The organism is Intrasporangium sp. (assembly GCF_030452765.1).
Taxonomy (GTDB): Bacteria; Actinomycetota; Actinomycetes; order Actinomycetales; family Dermatophilaceae; genus Intrasporangium_A.
In genome coordinates, this window is the sequence record NZ_JAKDLO010000097.1 from 1 (window position 1) to 16962 (window position 16962).

The following is a 16962-nucleotide window of genomic DNA, read 5'->3' on the forward strand; positions in this document are numbered from 1 at the left end:
ATCAGGAGGTCTCCGGGTCGGGGGCGGGGCTCGGCTGGTCGAGGGTATCGGCTGGTGAGGACAGCCCCTCGGTGCCACGCCCACCGACGCCATGCTCATTGTGGGCCTCGTTGCTGTGCCCACGCCCCGGAGGGGGCGCCTCCTCGAGGGCCAGGCGCCGGGCCAGACGGGTGTAGCGGATCTCCATCTCCCGGAAGCGGCGGAAGGTCGTCACGACGAAGCCGAAGAACGCGACGACGAGACCGTAGAGGATGAGGTCAGCACCTCGTCCGACCCCGAGGATGCTGGCCAGGCGGGTCCATGTCTTGCTGGGGTCGATGATCGAGTAGATGGCGAGCGCGGCCAGTACGAGCAAGCCGATGCGGCGCAGTGCCTGCGCCTTCTGGCCGTAGGAGATGAGCAGCCGCCAGGCGATCGCGAGGGTGACGACGATCAGGAGGATCTGGATACCGAGCTGCTTCATCGCCAGATCAGCTCCGCGAGGATGTTGACCGCGTTCCAGAGCGACTGGCCCTTGGCCTTCGAGTAGTCGGTGTAGAGGATGTGGACCGGCTCCTCCGCGTAACGGATGGGTCGACCGCCGAGCCGCATCGAGCCGATCTGCGCGACGATCTCCGAAGCGTGCGCCATCCGGTTCTGGGTGATGTCGATGCGCTCGACCACCGGGCGGCTGAGGGCGCGCAGACCGTTGTGGGCATCGGTGAGCCGGGTGTTCGTGGTGAGGTTGGTCCAGGCCACCGCGAGGCGCAGGACGAGACGCTTGAGGGCCCCGGACTCGCTGCGGTCGTCGAGGAACCGGGTGCCGAAGACGACGTCGACCTCGCCATGCCGCAGTCGGGCGATCATCGTCTCGACATCGGGCACCTGGTGCTGGCCGTCGGCGTCGAACGTCACGACGAAGCGCATCCGGGGGTCGCGAAGGGCGTACTCGAAGCCGGTCTGCAGTGCCGCACCCTGACCGAGGTTGACCGGATGGCGCACCACGACCGCCCCCGCCGCCTCGGCACGCTCCGCCGAGTCGTCACGGGACCCGTCGTCGACGCAGACGACGTTGGGGAAGGTGGTGACGGCCTGCTTCACGACGTCGCCGATGACCTCCGCCTCGTTGTAGAGCGGCACCACGAGCCACACGTCATCCATGTCCATCAGGTGTAAGCGTAGAGCGGTCGCTCCGGTGCTCCGGTCGCGCGACACGCAGGGCCCGGGCGCGGCCCGGATGGGCACTACAGTCGGGGGTCATGGCGGGCGGGGACCGACGCGAGGGTAGGGAGGTGGCGCGCTCATGACCCGTCGCAGGGTCCTCGCCGGTGCGCGAATCGCCATTGCCGTCCTCACCGTGGCCGCCGTCGGGTATGCGGTCGTGACGAACTGGGCGGCCGTATCCGTCCACCTGGGCCAGATCTCGGCCGGCACGTTCGTGCTGTCGACGCTGGCCGCACTCGTCGGGACGTGGCTGACGATGCTCGGCTGGCGCGTGCTTCTCGCCGACCTCGGCTCTCCGCTGCATCTGGCGCCGGCGAGTGGCGTCTACTTCGTCGGGCAGCTCGGCAAGTACCTGCCGGGGTCGCTCTGGTCGGTGCTCGTCCAGGCCGAGATCGCGAGCAACCTCGAGGTCCCCCGACGTCGTACCGCGGTCGCAGGGCTGCTCGCGCTCGGTTTGGCGCTGCTCACCGGCATCGTCGTGGGGCTCCCGGCGGCGCCGCTGCTGCTTCGGAGCGAGGCTGACGGCGTCGGCTGGTGGGTCTTGCTCGCACTGCCCGTCGTCGCCGTCCTGCTCGTGCCGAAGGTGCTCAACCGGCTCATCGGCGCGCTGCTGCACCTCCTGCGCCGCGACCCGCTCGAGCATGCCCTCTCGGGCCGGGCGGTCGTGCGTGCCGCTGGGCTGCTCGTGCTCGCCTGGCTGACGTTCGGCGTGCACATCCTGCTGCTCGCGCGCGCTGTCGCCGGTCCAGAACCGCACCCTCACCTCGGGGTGGCGAGCGTGGCCGGCTACGCACTGTCGGTCTCGCTCGGGATGTTGACCGTGGTCCTGCCGGCCGGTCTCGGGGCCCGGGAAGGCCTGCTCACCCTCATCCTCGCCACTGCGGTCCCCGTCGCAGCCGCCGGTGCCGTTGCGATCGTCTCTCGCTTCATCGTCACCGTCGTCGACGTGGCCTGTGCGCTGCTCGGTTGGCTCTACGCCCGCCGGCATGATCTCATCGCGAACCGGCGGAACGAGGAGAGGCTCCCGCGGACGTGAGGCGTCAGGCCGCGTCGAGGACGAAGACGGGGATCAGCCGGTCGGTCTTGGTCTGGTACTCGGCGTAGGACGGGAAGGCCGCGACACACCGGTCCCACCACTGCGATCGCTCGTCCCCGGCAAGCTCGCGGGCGCGACGGCTCGTCGTGGTGGTGCCGTCCTGCAGCTCGACGGTCGGGTGGGCCCGCAGGTTGCGCACCCACTGCGGGTCGCTGGGAGCGCCGCCCTTGCTGCCGACGACGGCATACGTGCCATCGTGCTCCACGCGCATGACCGGGACGAGACGCTGGGCGCCGGTCCGACGGCCTCGCATCGCGACGAGCACCACGGGTCGCCCCATGATCAGGACCCCTTCGGTCGTCCCGGTGGCGAGAATCCTGTCGACCTGGTCGCGGACCCACGTGGCCGGGCTCGGTACATAGTTGTCGGCTTCCACGATCGTGGCAACGCGGAGTGGGGGGCTCCCATTCCGCTGCCGGTCGTATCGTGGACACTGTCGGCATGACCACTGGCCGGACGCGGGTGTGGCACGCGGGTCGGCCCATCCACCTGGCGGCCCAGCTCTCGGCCTTCCGCCGCGGATCGGGGGACCCCACGTGGTGGACCGGCGACGGAGCCGGCTTCGCCCGTGCCGCCCAGACCCCGGACGGTGCCGGGGTGCTCCATCTCTTGTGCCGGCCCGGCATCGCCGCCGTCGAGGCCGAGGCGTGGGGGCCAGCAGCGCAGTGGCTGCTGGACTCCGTTCCGGACCTGCTCGGTGCGGGCGACGACCCAAGCGGGTTTCGTGCCGTGCATGCTCCGGTGGGGGACGCGTGGCACAGGTTCGCCCACTACCGCGTCCCGCGGTCCCGGCTCGTCCTCGACGCGCTGGTGCCGGCGATCATCGAGCAGAAGGTGACCGGGCAGGAGGCCTTCGCGGGGTACCGCCGGCTGGTCCGGCGATTCGGCGAGCCGGCGCCCGGCCCGTTCGGCGACCGACTCGTGGTTCCACCGACCGCGCATGGCTGGGCCTCGATCCCCTCGTGGGAGTTCCTCCGGGCGCAGGTGGACCCGGCCCGGTCCCGGGCCGTCGTGGCAGCCGCGCAGGTGGCCGGGCGGCTCGAGCAGATCCCTGACCTGACGCCGGTGCAGGCGCGACGGCGGCTCCGTGCTGTTCCGGGCGTGGGCGTGTGGACTGCCGCCGAGGTGGCTCAGCGCGCGCTCGGTGACGCCGACGCGGTCAGCTTCGGCGACTTCCATGTCGCCAAGGACATCGGCTGGGCGCTGACCGGACGACCCGTCGACGACGCAGGGCTGGCGGGGCTGCTCGAGCCCTATCGGGGTCATCGCTTCCGTGTCCAGCAGCTGCTCGCGCTGGCCGGGCACCGGCGAGCGCGCCGCGGCCCGCGCATGCCGCCCCGGCGCCACCTTCCGGTGGGCCCCACCCGGCGCCGCTGACCTCCGAACGGTAGGTGGGCGATCGTGGGGCCGGTGATTCGCCGACTACTTCTGACGGCCCGAGCTGACCGGTCGGATGAGCGGCTGAGCGTTTCGGGGCGTGCGCAGTTGAGCGGCGTACGGGAGGACGCGGTTCAGCGGCATACGGGAGGACGCGGTTCAGCGGCATACGGGTGGGCGCGGTTCAGCGGCATACGGGAGCGCCGTCGACCGGTAGGGACCGGGTGCGGTAGCGGCCGGGTCACTCACCGCGACCTGGACGGGGACCGGCAGCCCGTCGGTCACCAGCAGACCGCGCCCGGGTGTGCGAGCCGATGGCCCATCCACGCGAATCCTGAGCAGGTCACCGTCAGCCGACGAGTTCGGGCAGAGCAGCACGCCGGCGCCCGCTCTGGCGACCTCGGGGACGAGACCCCGGAACGCTCCAGCGGTGCGTCGCGAGTCGAGCGTCACGACGACCACACCAGATGCGCTCTCGACGAGCCGGGTGGCCTCGACGAGAGCGGACTCCAGGGGCGTCCCGTCCAGCAGGTCTGCGTCATCGACGAGAACCGTGAGGTCGGTGTGCTCACGGCGCAGCGCGATGAAGCGGTCATGTTCCTCCCTGGCCAGCACGTGCAGGCCCAGCCGTGGCGGTGCATCGGCGAGCGGGGAGCGCCGGGGTGCGACCAGGGCCACGTGGCGACCGGAGTCCAGTAGCTGGGTCAGCAGAGTGCCGAGCAGGGTCGACTTGCCGGTGCGAGGAGGGCCGAGGACGAGGATCCTGCGCTCGTCACGCTCGAGGTCGAAGCCGACGGGCGCGAGATCGTCGCCGCCGACACCGACGAGGAGGCGCTGGGGATCTCGGGGCAGACCGTCCAGCATCACGTGGTCCGGCAGCGGGAGCAGGCGCCACGGGCCTGCCCCGACGGAGACCGGCCCCCACCGCTTCGCCGACCTGGCCGCGACCGACCCGGCGAGGGATGCGGGATCGTCGGACACGTCGTCTCCCGGCAGGCCCAGCTGGACCTCTGCCTCGTCCAGCACGTCGAGCGCTCGGCCAGCAGGTCGGTGCCGGGCCGCTGCTGCCGGGCTGAGTCCGGCGAGCGTGAGGTCGACGGGGTCCGGCATGTCGAGGACCAACCGGCGCTGCAGGAGCCCGCCGAGCCGGCCCGACGCCACCTGCCGGCCCCCGGTCACGATGACATGGATGCCGCGGGCGAGCCCGTCGCGGACGAGCCCGATCAGCCGCTCGGTGCTCTCTCCCTGGTCGAGGTCGTCCAGGGCTTGGGTGATCGGCTCCCACCCGTCGATGAGCACAATGGTGTGCAGTCCCGCCCGGTGGCGCTGCTCGCACAGGCGTTGGATGGCTCGCCTGAGGCGCCCCGGGTCGCTCGTCCCCGTGATCGAGCCCGAGTTCGGCAGCGCCGACAGGCAGGCGAGCGAACCGGGGCTGCCTTCCATGGCGTGCAGGTGCACCTGGCTCGGCGCAAACCGCTCCGAGAGCCGGAGCGCGATGGCGAGCACGGCGGTGGTCCGCCCGGTCCGGGCCCCACCGGCGATGCCGAGGTGCCCGTCCCTCGCCGGGTCCCACGTCAGGACCGCCTGCCGCTGCTCCGACGGCCGGTCGGCGAGTCCGAGGGGAACCGCCTGCGAGGCTTCGGTGCCGGTGAGGCGACGGTCGCTTGCCGGGAGGGCGTCGGGCAGAGGTGGTAGCCAGGGTGAGGCGGGTGCTCGGGCGTCGAGCCGGGCGGCTGCCTCGATGACGGCGGCGGCGACGCCCCCCAGCGGTGGTGGTCCTGACTCGGAGCCCGGACCGGTGCCGGCGCGCGGGGGCGACGCCATGACGTCGCCCCACCCGATGGGCCACGTGATCGGCTGAGCGCCTGGTCCGGCCTGATCGGTGTCGGGGCGTCCTGCGTGGGCCACCTGGACAGGCACGAGTGGACGCGACCCCACCCGCAGGTAGGCCCGGCCGGGCAGCCGATCAGGGATCCGGGCCGCGTCGGGCGCCTCGATGACGTCGTCGCTGTCGGCTCGGTCGCGGACCCGCAGTGCGATGCGCAGGGAGACGTTGGCCCGCATGTCGGCCGAGACGATTCCGGCCGGACGCTGCGTCGCGAGCACGAGGTGCACGCCGAGCGACCGACCGACCGCAGCCAGCCGCACGAGCCCGCTCACGAAGTCGGGCAGCTCGTCGGCGAGCACCTTGAACTCGTCGACGACCAGGACGAGCCGAGCCAGGCGTTCGTGGGCCGGTGCCAGGCGCCGGTAGTCGTCCAGGTCCTTGGCCCCGACCTGGGCGAGCAGACGCTCTCGGCGCTTGAGCTCGGCGCCGAGGGAGGTGAGCGCTCGTGCCGTGAGGTGCTCGTCGAGGTCGGTCACCACGCCGAGGACGTGGGGCAGGTCGGCGCACTCGTGGAACGCCGACCCGCCCTTGTAGTCGATCAGGACGAAACTCAGCTCGGTGGGAGGGCTGTGGACGGCGAGACTCGCCACGAGGGTCTGCAACAGCTCGGACTTGCCGGCGCCCGTCGTGCCCCCGACCAGGGCATGGGGGCCGTCCGCGACCAGGTCGACGACGACCGGTCCGCCGTCGCCGAGGCCGAGCAGGGCCGTCGGCCGGTGCCTCCGGCCCGACCACAGCCGGGCGAGGGACGAGGCATCGAGCACGTCGGCGCCCGAATGCAGCCGGTGCAGCTCGACGAAGTCGACACGTTCGGGCAGGACCGGCCCGTCCTGCACCGGCGTGGCGTCCTCGAGCGGTGCCAGGGCCCGGGCCAACGCCTCGGCCCAGGCCGGGTCCGGCAGGTCCGGGACGAGTGGGTTGACGGTCCCACCGCGGTGGTCGTACCGGGCCTCGGCCGCAGGCCCGTCACCGATGAGGACCTGCGCGGCGGCCTCGACCGGCAGTCTGGTCGCGTCCCGGTCGAGACAGACGAACTGGACCCCGACCGCTGGGCCGTCCCGGAGCAGATCGGCGACGCCGGGCTCGCGGCGCAGCCGCTCCGAGCCGTCGAGGACCACGACGAGATCGGACGTGACCGCTGTGTGTGCCGTGTCCTCCATCCGCGCGGCGACGATCCCGGCCAGCTCGGCCACACGGCGGCCCACCGATCCCTCGTGGGTGTGGTCGCCCATGGCTGCCAGGCAGGTGCCGTGCACGGACGCTGCGTGGGGGAGGAGCAGAGCCCATGCCCAGCTGTCCTGTCCGGCTTCGTGTGCCGTGAGGATGACGACTCGCACATGGCGGGGTGAGTGCCACGCGCAGAGCTGTCCGACCAGGCTGCTCGTCAGCGCGAGGGCCCGGGTGCGTGGACCGGCGACGCCCAGCACCCCGACATCGGCGAGGTGCACGACAGCCGGGACGTCCAACGACGGCATCCCCGGCAGGTCGGCGCCCTCGCCCACGACGGTGGTCAGGGCCGGCTGTGGCCCGACCCCGAGTCGCAGCGCGAGGAAGTCCGGATCGCCGGCTCGGCGCTCCCAGAGCCGCGCCTCGACTCCCGTGACGACTGCCGTCGTGACCGCGAGGTCAGGGGCGTCCTCGTGCCGCTGGAGCCGCTCGCGCTCCAGCGCCGCAGCGAGGCGAGCCTCGGCGGCCTCGTAGTGCTTCTCGTGGTCAATGAGCCGGCGGCGGTACGAGACCCGGCCGTGCCGGCGATCGCTCCACCACTGGCCGAGCAGCATTGCTGGCGTCAGGAGAGCGAAGAGCATCATGACGGGCGAGCGCAGCACGAGCGCCAGCAGCAGCGACAGCACCATCGGCAGGAGGGCCGCGATCAGCGGCAGGCGGTTGCGCTCCGGTTTGGTCGGCCGGATGGGGAACTCGATCCTGGCGGGTGGCCGCTCCGGGCAGAACCGGGGCGGTCGGTGGACCTGCCGCCTACCGGCCATGACGGTCGTCGCAGCGGGCCTCGTGGGCCGGATGCGGTGGGTCAGCGTCGTCGAGCCGATCTGCAGCCGGTCGCCCGGCGGGAAGGGCACCGGCCCGGCCTGAAGAGGTGTGCCGCCGAGGCGAGACCCGTTGGTCGGTGCGAGGTTGCGGATGGTGACTCCCGCGGAGGTGACCGACAGCTCGAGGTGGTGCCGGGACACCGTGCGGTCCGCGAGCCGGACGGCACATCCCGCGCCTCGCCCGACGAGGCTGACCCCACGCGCCAGGGGCACGACGCGGCCCGCCCCGGGGCCGGAGACCACCTCGAGGTCGACGACGGCGCCCGGCGTGGACGGCATACCGGCCCCGGTAGGACGATCGAGGGTGAGGATCGCTCCGCGCAGCAGCGGCGGCTCACCGAGGGGCTGGGCTCTGTCGAGCACCTGCCTACCCACTCGGAAACCGAGCGTCGTGTCGGTGCAGCCGACGAGGCGGCGCAGGTCGTCGACCACGTCGGCGAAGGCCGCCCCGGCCGGCGCGTCGATGAGGACATCACGGCAGACCGGTGGCTCGGACCCCGGATCGATGACCGTCATCAGCAGGCGCAACGGGCGCTCCCTTCTCGCCGCCCCATCGCACCAGATTCGCATCGGGCGGGCTTCCAGTTGTCCACAGTGCCCCGCTGCAGATGGGGCCGGGCGCATGGTTGTCCACAGCGGGTTTGGACGTTTGGTGCGGTCACGCTGTATTTGGGCTAGTTTCTACGCGCGTCCTGTCCCTCCGGGTGTCGGACGGCGTTAGTAGGAACCCGAACCAGCGCTCGACGTGGTTGATCCAGCTGGAGTAGGTGGGCGTGTAGTGCACGTGGAAGCGCGGGTGCGCCTGCAGCCAGCGGGTGATCGGCGGGCTCTTGTGGGTGCCGTAGTTGTCGCAGATCAGATGCACGTCCAGCTCGGCGGGCACCTGCTGGTCGATCTTGACCAGGAACTTCTTGAACTCGATGGTCCGGTGTCGCCGGTGCAGTGATGAGATGACCGTGCCGTCAAGGGTGTTGAACGCGGCGAAGAGGCTGGTCGTGCCGTGCCGGACGTAGTCGTGGGTGCGTTTCTCGGGCATGCCCGGCATCATCGGGAACGTCGGCTGCGAGCGGGCCAGCGCCTGCACCTGGGACTTCTCGTCTGATGTGAAGTCCTCGGTTACGTGAAGTTGGTGGTGTCTGTGCTGGTCAGGGGCTCGGTGCGGCCCGGCTTCTTCGCATAACGGCGCTCAGATGACTTGGCGGAGCCACGTCAGCAGATCCTCCCGGGCGGCGTCGTCGTAGCGGCTTGGTCCGAGGGTCTTGCTGGCGACTGCTTCGACGGCTTGGCGTTTCATCTCCGGGTTGGCTTTGGCGTAGACCTCGGTTGTCACGATGGACGCGTGCCCGAGGATGTCGCGGATGTAGATGAGGTTGACTCCGTTCTCCAGCAGATGCAGTGCCTTCGAATGCCGCTTATGTGAAGTTTCACATAAGCGCCACACGGCCGCGATGTGTCTGCGCACCGCTGGAGTACACAGCACCGTGATCGCGCTCTGGCTCGGCCGGGCCCCGACCTGGCCTTGTGCGCTGCCTGCCCGTTCACCGACGAGTGCCGCGACTGGGCCCTCACCCACGACGTCTACGGCGTCTGGGGAGGCACCACCGAAGAGGACCGCGCCGAGATCCGCGCCCAAGCCGAGCTGCCCGACCCGTCCTCGATCACCGACCAGCTCGACGACCTGATCGCCATGCGCAGCATCCTCGTCGTCGACGACCCGATCCTGTCCCGGGCGTCATGACCACGGCCCGGGTCGGGGGCGCACCCCCGCCCCTGCGCGGCCTGACCGCGTGGCACCTGGGCAGGTTCGCGATCGACTGCCGAGCCTCCGCGGTCGTCCTCGACCTGCAAGGCCACCCGGACCACGCCAGCCACCTGCACGCCCTGGCCGCAGCCGCTGCCCGCCGAGCCAGCCTGGTTCGCCACCCGTGAGCCCCCACCGGCCTGCCGCCGCAGCCTGACCCCCGAGGAGAAGCGAATGACGGTCTTCGTCGACGACATGCTGCGTGACGCCGCAGTCCGCAACGGCGACCACACCGTCCGCGGCCGCTGGTCGCACCGGATGGCCGACACGATGACTGAGCTGCTCGACTTCATGTCGTCGCCCGCAGGAGCCCAACTACAGCCGACGATGCCCCGCCTCGCGGGTGCACGAACCCCGAAACGCCAAAGGCATCCGGGGACGGCCGATGCCTGCAAAGCGGTCGCCCGGAGGGCATCGCGTCGCCGCACGGGAATCGCCGTGGAGACAACCGAGAAGAACTGGCCATCACGGCGGGGACCGCTCGCGATGCGCTTCGAGATCGTCCCGCTGCTCGTCTTCAATCCCTTTGGTGGCCTGGTCGCCGGCGTCCTGGACATGGTCCTTCAGTCTGTGCGGCGGCGATGAGCCGAGCGTCTCCAGCTCAGCCAACAGGTGATCGAGCACATCGGACGAACTCAGCCATCGCGCCTCCTCGACCAGCTCGGCGCGGGTGGAGTCATCGACCAACTCGGCGAGGGGCAGGTACGACCGCCGGCTGAACCGCGCGATCTGCGCGTCCACCGCGGCAGCCCCGGGTTGCTCTGCCGCGACGATCAGCACAAGTGCCGCGGCGCGCTGACTTCCGGCCACCGCGAGGAGTTCGGCTGCGTTGCGCGCGGTGGTCCACAACTGGGTCGACTGACCCGTGCGCCGCCAGGTGGTGATCAGGTCTGCGAAACCCTCAGCCGCACCGGCCAGGTCCCCTACCCGGGTCCGGGTCGAGGCGAGCGACACCTTGGCAACTCCCTCGACGAAGGTGCAGCCCACGCGCGCTGCCTCGGTGATCGCGGTCTCATAGCACCCGAGGGCCTGCGTCGGGTGGGTGGGTGCCAGCAGCTCGCCCTCGACATAGGCAGCGAACGCCCGGTGTGATGCGCTTGTCGCGGCCGTCCGTGCCTCGGCCAGCAGAGCCCGGGCGGTCTGATGGTCGCCGTCATAGGCGGCAGCGAGGGCGGCTGACCCGATGAACGTGCTCCGCTCTGCTCCGGGGCCTGAGGCAGCCCTCAGCCAAGCCTCACGGGCAGCGGTGAAGTCACCACCGAAGTGGTCGACCACGGCCACGACGCTCCAGGCCCGGAGCAGTGCTCCGGGATCCCCGCCCGGGTCCGACGCGTCGATCACTTGGCGGGCACGGCGTCGGGCGGTGTCGAGCTCGCCGAGGAGGCGGGCGGCCTCGGCCGCACAGGCCAGGATTGCCCACCATGCGGGATCGTCAATGACAGCGGGATCCTCGACGAGGTCGGTTGCCCACGCCCAGATCTCGGGTAGGTCGCGCCAGGTGACGACCTGGTTCACCGCGACTACAATCGCGACCCGGTCAGCGAGTCCGGCCCGGTCGAGTGCTGCCCTCAGGTTGTCCAGCTCGGCGCGCAACCGGCGGTCCCCGGCCTGCTCGGCTGGGCCGCTCATCTCGGCCCTGATCTCCTCGGCGACCACCCTGCAGCGCGTGACGAAGCGTTGGTGTGCTTCCTCGGCCTGGCCCAGCAGCCTCAGCTCGTCGAGGAGGAAGGTCCGGACGGTGAACAGGAGCTGATACCGCCCACTCACGGGGTCGGCGACCACAAGGGACGAGTCGACGAGTCGGTGCAGCAGGTCGAGTGGGTCGCTGCCCAGGCCATCGGCCAGGGCCTCGATCGTGGGTAGGTCCACGCCTCCTAGGAATGGCGCCAGAAGACGTAGCAGTCGCTGCTCGTCGTCGTTGAGCAGTCGGTAGGAGGAGTCGATGGTCGCGCGCAGAGTCTGCTGCCGCGCCTCTTGGGGCGCGGACCGCCCGGTGGATAGGTCCAGCGCGCGGTCGAGCCGCTCTCGCAGGGCAGCCAGCGGCATCACCGCCACCTGTCTGGCGGCGAGCTCGATGCCCAGGGGCAGGCCGTCGAGTCTGCGCAGCACCTCGACCAGGTCACCCGCCTCCTCCTGGCTGAAGTCGAAGCCCGGACGACGTCGGCGGGCGTACTCGACGAAGGCACGCACGCTGGACTGTCTGCGGACTGCCGCCACATCCCGCACATCACGGGGGACCGGCAGCGGTTGCAGTCGCACGACGTACTCGTCGGCCAATTGGAGCGTCCCCCGTGAAGTGGACAGTACCTGCACACCCGGGGCGCCGCGGTGGATCGCGTTCACCAACTCCCGACAGGCGTCGACGACGTGCTCACAGTTGTCCAGGACCAGGAGTAGGCGCCGATCGGTCAGGGCCGCAACGATCTCGGGCACTCCGAGGGCAGATGCCGCAGCCAGCCCGAGTCCGGCAGCGACGGCCGAACAGACGTGATCGGCTCGGTCGACGACGGACAGGGTGACCACGATCGCCTCCTGCCCCGGGGCGAGGTGGGAGGCGATGTCGAGCGCCAGTCGGGTCTTGCCCACACCTCCGGGCCCGCTGAGCGTGACCACGGCATGGGTCGAGAGGAGACGGACCACCTCTTCACGGTCGTGTTGACGGCCGAACATCGGTCCGTCCGGTCGGCCGACTCGTGCGATCGGCCGGGGCGCCGCTGGTGGTCCGGCCGTGCGGGCCGCGACGCGCTCCTCCAGGCGCGCCCAGGTCTCGCTGGGGTCGAGCCCGGTCTCGTCGACCAGCCGGCGGCGGAACGCCTGGGCTGCTGTCATGGCTTCGGCAGTCCTGTTCTCGGCCGCGAGAGCCCGCACGTGCAGCTGCGCCGTCCGCTCTCGCAGCGGGGACTCGGAGGCCGCCGCGACGGCCTCCATGACCACGTCCGGATCCCGGGCCGCGAGGCGCTGCTCGAGCAGGTCGTCGACCAGCCTGAGCCGCAACTCGCCTAGGCCCACTGCGGCGGCTTCGAGTGCACCGTACGCGCTGAACTCGCCCAGGGCGGGTCCCCGCCACAGGTCGAGCGCGGCCGCGGTGTGCCGCTCAGCCCAACGCCGCGCGGCATCCACGTCGAGCTCGAACGGCTCCAGGCGCAGTCGGTAGCCAGCCGACCGCCTTTCTACGCGGGAGGCCAGCGGTCCGAGATGCCCGCGCAACCGGGAGATGTGGGAGTACACCGCCTGCAGTGCGTTGTCCGGGGGGTCCTCGGGCCACAACAGGTCGACGATGCGCGGGGGGGAGAGTCCACGCCGCCCCTCCAGGGCGAGCAGGGCCAGCAGCGCCCGCCGCCGGGGGCCCGGTACGTCGATATCGTGGCCCTGCACCCGCAGGATTAGGGGACCGAGCACGTCCACGCAGACGCCGAGCCGGTTGCGGTCCACCAAGTCGCTGTCCACGACCCCAGTGTGCCCGCACGAGACGATGCCCGTCGTCACCCGGGTTCGGGCCTCGCGAACGCTTCCGTCGCGACCCAGGCCCGGAATCGCGCCAGGCCCATTGCCTGCACCAGCTCCCGGGTCTGCGACTCCTGGGACAACAGCGCGTCGACCTTCCGGTCCAGGAGGACGCCGTCCATCGGGAGCAGGACGGCGGCCTCTTCCTCGTCACACACGCGGGGCTTGCCGAGGTCATAGACCCCGAACTTCGCAGCCAGGTCCCAGTCGACGGCTCCCTCGGTGGTGACCGCGTGCAGGAGGCGTGGCCGGTGACCCGCCCAGGACAGGGCGAGATCGGTCCAGCGGCTGACTGCCTGGTGGTCGGGGTGTCCGGTGAACCCGTCAGGGCCGAAGGTGACCACGGTGTCCGGTCCGGTCTCTTCGACAAGTGCGGCGATCCGGGCTGCAGCAGCGTCCTGGTCGACCTCCGCGCAGGCCCCGTCGGGGTAGTCGAGCCAGTGGTGTTCGCGCACGCCGAGGATGGCCAGTGCTGTCTCCAGCTCTGCCATCCGGATCTCCGCGAGCTGGTCGCGGTCGGTCACCGGCACGCTGGAGGCGCCAGCCTCGCCGTACGTCGCGGTCACGCACACGACACGCTGCCCCGCGTCGGTCAGCACCGCCGACAGACCGCCCGCCAGGTAGGCCTCGTCATCAGGGTGGGCCCAGACCATCAACACCGTGCCCAGCTCGTCCACAGGCACATTCTCCATGCCCCGAGGCTGGCAACCCTCCCTGTCACGGACCTCGCACGGACCATCCGGCGCGGTCTTCACGGTGACAGGCCGGTGGCAGCCCGGAGGCAGGAGGAACCCGCATTCTCGTGTTCGACAGGCACCAACCCGGTGCCTCCGAAGGACAAGGAAGCATCATGACCGACACACTCACCGCCGAACTCGACCCGGTCCGGCTCGAGGAGTTCGCCACCAAGGTCTCGGTGGACCAGGCTGCGGCGTACAACGCGATCCTGGTCTACCTCGGCGACCGCCTCGGCCTGTGGCAGCACCTGGCCTCGGTCGAGGCCACCACCGCCTCCGAGCTCGCGCAACGCTCTGGCATCGCCCCCCGCTACCTGCAGGAATGGCTCTCGGCACAGGCAGCGAACGGCTACGTCGGGTACTCCACGGATGGCACCTTTGCCCTCACCGCCGAGGCCGCAGCGGTCATGGCCGATGAGGAAGGTCCGGCGTCGTTGACGGCCGGCTTCGAGCTCATCGCCGCGGTGTGGGGCGTGGTCGACAAGCTCGCACACGCCTACACGACCGGCGATGGCCTGGGCTGGCATGAGCAGGACCCGAGGCTGTTCAGCGCGGTCGCCCGCTTCTACGGCACGATGTACCGCAACTCCCTGGTCGCCGAGTGGCTGCCTGCCGTCGACGGACTGGTCGAGAGCCTCGAAACCGGGATCCGGGTGCTCGATGTCGGCTGCGGCCACGGCGTCCCCACCATCATGCTCGCCGAGGCATTTCCCCGGTCGAAGTTCGTGGGGGTCGACTACCACGAGGAGTCGATTCGCCAAGCCCAAGCCGGTGCGCAGGAGGCCGGGGTGGCTGGGCGGGTCCACTTCGAGCGCGCCGACTCGGTCTCCTACGCGGGCGAGTACGATCTGGTGCTGTTCTTCGATGCCGTGCACGACTTCGGAGACCCGGTTGCCGCCCTGGCACATGCCCGCTCGGTCTTGACGCCGGGAGGCCGAGTGGTCGCAGTTGAGCCCTACGCGGAGGACACGCTGGAGGCAAACCTGGCCAATCCGATCGCCCCGGTGTTCTACGTCGGCAGCTCGGCGCTGTGCGTACCGCACAGCATCTCCGAGGGCGGTGCCGCACTCGGCGCGCAGGCGGGACCCGCGCGCCTGACGGGAGTCTTCCGTGAGGCCGGGTTCGCCACGGCCGAGGTGGCGGTGGCAACCGCCACCAACCTCGTGATCGAGGCACGTGGCTGACGCGCCGGGTCGATCGCTCCATGAGCGGCACTCGAAGAAGCGTGCCGCTCATGGACCCTCGGGGCCTGTCATAGCTGGTCCACCAACGCGTCTGCATGTCATGCCCTGGACCGGCCAACGCAATCTCCTGGATGGTGTTCCTCCCGATCGCGACGGCCTTCACCATGATCGGCACCCAGCACGGCGTACACACCGCGGGGTGAATCCTACTGCGGTCACCACACGCCGCGAGCGCTGCGCGTGCTCGCCTACATGCAGTCCAAGCTCCCAGAGCAGCCCCACGCCCACCTGGTCTTCCTCGGCACCGATCCCACCCGGCAGGGAGAAGGCCTCGGCACCCGGCTGCTACAAATGACCCTGCCGCCGCTGGACCGGGCCGGCATCCCTGCCTACCTCGAGGCAACCACGCCCCGGAACCGGGCGCTGTACCTGCGCCACGGCTTCGTGGACATCGACACGATCCACCTGCCCGGAGGCGGCCAAAACTGTGGCGAATGTGGCGCGATCCAGCCCAATGAAGATGGCAGCGGCCGGCTTCACCCGGTTCCGTCACGCCCCAGAGCGCCTTCAACCTAGTCCACCAGATCCGTCACTGACAGCATCGGCGACGGTCGACCCCTGTGAGCGACCGCCGCCGCTCTCGGCTGACAGTCAGCATCGCCGCACCCACAGCGACACCCACACAAGGAGGGTCCCCATGGGCCGCGCAATCCTCACCACAAGCCGGGCGTCGGTCGCGGTGAGCAGGATCAACGCAGATGCCGACTGGCATTCTGCGGCGCTACTGCTCACCGAGTACCAGCGATGGCTGGGTCGCGAACTGGGCCTCGACCTGGCCGCCGCACAACCCGCGGCCGGTGCCGAGTTCGAGGACCTGGCCCGCTTCTACCGGCCGCCGAACGGCCTCCTCCTGGTGGGGTTCGCCCAGCGGCGACCGGCTGGCATCGTCGGGGTGCACCGGCTCACCGGAGCGGTCGGTGAACTCAAACGGATGTACGTCACTCCTTGGGCGCGGGGCCGCGGCCTGGGCAGGACGCCGGTGACCGAGGCCTTCGCCGCGAGTGGCGACCTGGGGTTCTACGAGCTCCGGCTGCAGACCAAGCCAGACGCCATGGCCCACGCCGATCGTCTGTACCGAGAACTCGGATTCCGAGAGATACCCTCCTACGCCGATCTCGGTGTCCATGGGGTCACCGCCCTGGCACTCACTTCCCCCGACGGCCCTGAGAACACTCCGGTGACAACAGCCTGTGGTTGCCCCGATGGACGTCACCTGTGTCAGGCGGACTTGCTGTGAACCACTGGACTCAACTCACCCTGACACGCAGGGCTTACCGGAGTCGCCGTACGTCGTTGGCCCTACGATCGTTGGCAGTCCAAAGCCGAGGGATGTGGTGGCAGATGCGCAGTCTGCTGAGCCGTCTCAGTGACTGGGTCGTGGTTCATCCGGTCTTGTGGGGAGTGGGTTTGGCAGTCGTGCTTGTGCTGCTCGGCTTTGCTCTCAAACTGGCACCGATCCTAGTTATTGCGGCCGGAGCCGCCATCGCCGTGCTGAACATCCTTCATGCGAGGAGACGGGGCTATTGCCCACTTCCGGCAGAGCCGGGTTCTCACCCTGGACGAGCGGAGGCCGAGTAACGGTTCCGCCAGATCTCGGCCACGAGGCAACGACCTCTCCATCGGCGTGAGAGTGCACTCGGAGATCACAAGTCCCGCAATCCCCTTGAGTTTCGCGCTTACGCGGCGTCACACGAAGCCGTCGCCCACATCGAGGGCGAGGTCCGTGAGCTGATCCGGCGATCGGGCATCGACCCTGCCCGGGACAGCAGCGAGATGCGCCAGCTCGTGGTGGATGCCGTGCAGGACTACGACGAGCGTTCCCTCCACGGCGGGTTGCCCGTTCTCGGCGACACCGGCACCGCGGTGCGCTCGATCCTGTCCGTCGTGGCCGGATACGGGCCCCTGCAGCAGTACTTCGACGACCCGACCGTCGAGGAGCTGTGGATAAACGAGCCATCGCGATCTGCAAAACATCTCTTCGAACGGACGGGCCAGGCCTGTTGAGCGACGCGACCGGAGAAGGCACGGCTCGCGTCCTTGCTGCCACGATACGGAGGTACTGTC

At 70.4% G+C, this 16962-nt stretch carries 15 protein-coding genes and 1 pseudogene; 8 read left to right on the top strand and 8 right to left on the bottom strand.

Annotation, left to right across the window (positions count from 1 at the left end; all coding sequences use genetic code 11):
- Position 1 precedes the first annotated feature (1 nt).
- Both L0H79_RS13065 and L0H79_RS13070 read right to left on the bottom strand, forming a co-directional pair.
- Complete coding sequence (locus tag L0H79_RS13065; protein ID WP_301485057.1) at positions 2-463, bottom strand: DUF2304 domain-containing protein; 462 nt, start codon at positions 461-463, stop codon at positions 2-4.
- The gene (locus L0H79_RS13070; RefSeq protein ID WP_301485070.1) at positions 460-1140 is read right to left on the bottom strand and encodes a glycosyltransferase family 2 protein; all 681 of its coding nucleotides are present in this window, start codon (positions 1138-1140) and stop codon (positions 460-462) included. Before L0H79_RS13070 ends, L0H79_RS13065 begins: the two co-directional genes overlap by 4 nt.
- A gap of 142 nt (positions 1141-1282) precedes the next feature.
- On the opposite strand from L0H79_RS13070, the gene L0H79_RS13075 reads away from it, so the two are divergent.
- A complete protein-coding gene (locus tag L0H79_RS13075; RefSeq protein WP_301485058.1) occupies positions 1283-2239 on the top strand; it encodes a lysylphosphatidylglycerol synthase domain-containing protein in 957 nt (318 codons plus the stop codon).
- A gap of 4 nt (positions 2240-2243) precedes the next feature.
- Here the strand turns inward: L0H79_RS13075 and L0H79_RS13080 are convergent, their stop codons facing one another.
- Positions 2244-2675 (bottom strand): nitroreductase family deazaflavin-dependent oxidoreductase, encoded by a 432-nt coding sequence (locus L0H79_RS13080; protein ID WP_367652468.1) that lies wholly within the window; start codon positions 2673-2675, stop codon positions 2244-2246.
- 65 nt (positions 2676-2740) lie between these two features.
- On the opposite strand from L0H79_RS13080, the gene L0H79_RS13085 reads away from it, so the two are divergent.
- Positions 2741-3676 (top strand): DNA-3-methyladenine glycosylase, encoded by a 936-nt coding sequence (locus L0H79_RS13085; RefSeq protein WP_301485059.1) that lies wholly within the window; start codon positions 2741-2743, stop codon positions 3674-3676.
- 159 nt (positions 3677-3835) lie between these two features.
- Here the strand turns inward: L0H79_RS13085 and L0H79_RS13090 are convergent, their stop codons facing one another.
- The 3 genes and pseudogenes from L0H79_RS13090 to L0H79_RS13100 form a co-directional block, all read right to left on the bottom strand.
- Positions 3836-8140 (bottom strand): FtsK/SpoIIIE domain-containing protein, encoded by a 4305-nt coding sequence (locus L0H79_RS13090; RefSeq protein ID WP_301485060.1) that lies wholly within the window; start codon positions 8138-8140, stop codon positions 3836-3838.
- Between the two features lie 202 nt (positions 8141-8342).
- Positions 8343-8711 (bottom strand): annotated as a pseudogene (locus L0H79_RS13095) (IS630 family transposase); the annotation flags it as partial.
- A gap of 87 nt (positions 8712-8798) precedes the next feature.
- A complete protein-coding gene (locus L0H79_RS13100; RefSeq protein ID WP_301485061.1) occupies positions 8799-9074 on the bottom strand; it encodes a tyrosine-type recombinase/integrase in 276 nt (91 codons plus the stop codon).
- On the opposite strand from L0H79_RS13100, the gene L0H79_RS13105 reads away from it, so the two are divergent.
- Positions 9063-9350, top strand: a complete 288-nt coding sequence (locus L0H79_RS13105; protein WP_301485062.1) for a WhiB family transcriptional regulator — start codon at positions 9063-9065, stop codon at positions 9348-9350. The genes L0H79_RS13100 and L0H79_RS13105 overlap by 12 nt on opposite strands.
- On the top strand, positions 9347-9541 hold the full coding sequence (locus L0H79_RS13110) for a hypothetical protein (RefSeq protein WP_301485063.1): 195 nt from the start codon (positions 9347-9349) through the stop codon (positions 9539-9541). Before L0H79_RS13105 ends, L0H79_RS13110 begins: the two co-directional genes overlap by 4 nt.
- Positions 9542-9878: 337 nt before the next feature.
- On the opposite strand, the gene L0H79_RS13115 is transcribed toward L0H79_RS13110, so the two are convergent.
- Positions 9879-12860, bottom strand: coding sequence for a BTAD domain-containing putative transcriptional regulator (locus L0H79_RS13115; protein WP_301485064.1), 2982 nt, complete (start codon positions 12858-12860; stop codon positions 9879-9881).
- Positions 12861-12895: 35 nt separating this feature from the next.
- The gene (locus L0H79_RS13120; protein ID WP_301485065.1) at positions 12896-13609 is read right to left on the bottom strand and encodes a PIG-L deacetylase family protein; all 714 of its coding nucleotides are present in this window, start codon (positions 13607-13609) and stop codon (positions 12896-12898) included.
- Between the two features lie 158 nt (positions 13610-13767).
- Between L0H79_RS13120 and L0H79_RS13125 the strand changes: the two genes are divergently transcribed.
- The 4 genes from L0H79_RS13125 to L0H79_RS13140 all read left to right on the top strand — a co-directional run bounded on the left by L0H79_RS13125 (position 13768) and on the right by L0H79_RS13140 (position 16902).
- Positions 13768-14838, top strand: a complete 1071-nt coding sequence (locus tag L0H79_RS13125; RefSeq protein WP_301485066.1) for a class I SAM-dependent methyltransferase — start codon at positions 13768-13770, stop codon at positions 14836-14838.
- Between the two features lie 252 nt (positions 14839-15090).
- Positions 15091-15414 carry an N-acetyltransferase gene (locus L0H79_RS13130; protein WP_301485067.1) on the top strand — a complete coding sequence of 108 codons (324 nt, stop codon included), beginning with the start codon at positions 15091-15093 and terminating at the stop codon, positions 15412-15414.
- 121 nt (positions 15415-15535) lie between these two features.
- A complete protein-coding gene (locus L0H79_RS13135) occupies positions 15536-16135 on the top strand; it encodes a GNAT family N-acetyltransferase (protein WP_301485068.1) in 600 nt (199 codons plus the stop codon).
- A gap of 536 nt (positions 16136-16671) precedes the next feature.
- Positions 16672-16902 carry a hypothetical protein gene (locus L0H79_RS13140; RefSeq protein ID WP_301485069.1) on the top strand — a complete coding sequence of 77 codons (231 nt, stop codon included), beginning with the start codon at positions 16672-16674 and terminating at the stop codon, positions 16900-16902.
- The last annotated feature ends 60 nt before the right edge of the window (positions 16903-16962 follow it).